The organism is Microcoleus sp. B4-C1, from assembly GCF_036705285.1.
Taxonomy (GTDB): Bacteria; Cyanobacteriota; Cyanobacteriia; order Cyanobacteriales; family Microcoleaceae; genus Microcoleus.
On sequence record NZ_JAUBUC010000204.1, the window covers coordinates 1 to 1,940 of the forward strand.

Annotated in this window: 1 pseudogene; it reads right to left on the minus strand. The window is 44.0% G+C overall.

Annotation, left to right across the window (positions count from 1 at the left end):
* Positions 1 to 1,078: 1,078 nt before the first annotated feature.
* Positions 1,079 to 1,277: pseudogene (locus QUB26_RS31635) on the minus strand (Uma2 family endonuclease); the annotation flags it as partial.
* Between the last annotated feature and the right edge of the window lie 663 nt (positions 1,278 to 1,940).

The following is a 1,940-nucleotide window of genomic DNA, read 5'->3' on the forward strand; positions in this document are numbered from 1 at the left end:
ACCAATTTTTCTTTGACACATCTTCTCAAATCCCCTTGACAACTGGCATACAGGCTTAACTTGTGACCAATGCTCTTGAAGTCAGGAGCGAGCCTGTTGGTGTACAGGGCAGTCGCCTTTACGATGGAGCATTGCCGGGCACGACACAAGCCAGTTGGTGCAGTTCGGCATTGGTGGCGAATGCCCGACGCGAGCGCGCGCCCGCTATCCTTTTTGCAAGCGAAGCAGCCTGCTGATGTCGATGATGGCGAGGGAATCGTTCGTCCGATAGCCAGCAAGAGCGTGATCGCCTTGACACCTAGGATTACCGCATTCATGAGGGTGCATTGTTTTTGTTTCTGCGCGTAAAAGTCAGGTTTGTACGGACAAAACCATTGCTTGCTACGGAGAGAGAACAGCCAAAACCAGCCTCAACAGGTCAAGACACGAACAACACAAAAAAGCAGTAATTTGGCATAAAATTGCAGGCATTTGCAGGATATTTTCAGGTAAATGCAGGTAAAGTGCACCCCCTGCAAATACCTGCAAACGCCTGACTTTATACTGCAAATGCCTGACTTTATACTGCAAATGCCTGACTTTAGCTGACGCAACAATTAACTATTTTTTAGCCCTTTTAACAAAATCCGAATTGACTTAATAGTCAAGTTCCGGCATCGGAATTGAATTAAAAATCAAGTTGAGCAAGTGTGAGAAAAGTGGCAGGCAGCTAAAATTTATGAAGCGATTTTGTAGCATAGCAGCCGTTATGCCAGCACTCAACTTGAGGCTGGGCTGTCTGGGTTTTGCGCTCCGTTGAGGCTGAAAACGAGTGTAAGGCTGACCTCGATAATAAGGCAAAATGTTGTTGTCAGACAAAGCTTGACAGTCGGGTTCAATTTTGTTGTCTGGCTAACTCTGACAATCTATCGGGTAAAATGTTAGAGTCTGGCAGAGCTTGACAGTCGGGTAAAAATTTACCCCCTGACCACGAGAACCCTTGGTTTTTTAGGGAGTGACGGCGATAGCCGGATGCACTGCAAGGTTTGCTAGATTGAGAATCCACAATTCTTGTGCGGGAAAGCCAAATTTAGCTGCATCAAGATTGGGAATGCTGCCTGACGAACTCTACTGATAAACCCAGGGCGTATCCCACTTGCTCTGCATTCAATCCCATTCCCAACAGCCGAGGAATTATCAAAAAGTGCTTGTTGGGTTCTAGAGGCTCGTTCTGCACCTGTCAGCAGCAAATTGCCCTCGGTGTCCCACCACCGCAGCCATAGCATTGTCTGGTTTTGCTAGCTGTCCTGCACCAGTCCTACACAGTTCCCTAAAGTTGTAGGAACCTGAGTTCGAGAGATTATGCAAGATCCGACTTTTCCGACTTTACGATCCGACTTTTCCGACTTACAAAGGCGGGGGAGAGGAAGTATTATAGAGATCAGATGCCGTTTCACAACCTGTGGAAGCAATTAATAGACTTTCATAGCTTTTGAACGATACAGTTATAATCAGGGTTTCACGCTACACAAGGGACTTCTACTTAATTACTACCATATTGTTCAGAGCGTGTATGATCGCACGTCGAGCGTGCAATTACGGCTATTTTTTAGCTCGTGATTTACAGAATAGTGCGTACATCATTGTTAGATCAGTAAATCCCCTATGGACGAATGATAGAAGGATGTATAAATTATCTCAAGAACTATTTGCTCTCGAAGTGAATGTAAATTGGGGCATTTCTTCTCAAGCTTTTTCTACGTTACTCACGTCCAAACAACGAAATGTTGAATTTTTACCTTCCATGACGTTTCCTTTACACAAATTTTATTGATTTCCCTTGACAAGCATCTATCCAAAGAATTATCTTAAGTATGTCGAGAGATATAGCAATCCTAAATCATTATCAAGACTATGATACAATTATATGCAATACTTGATTGTGACCATAAAAAAATGAA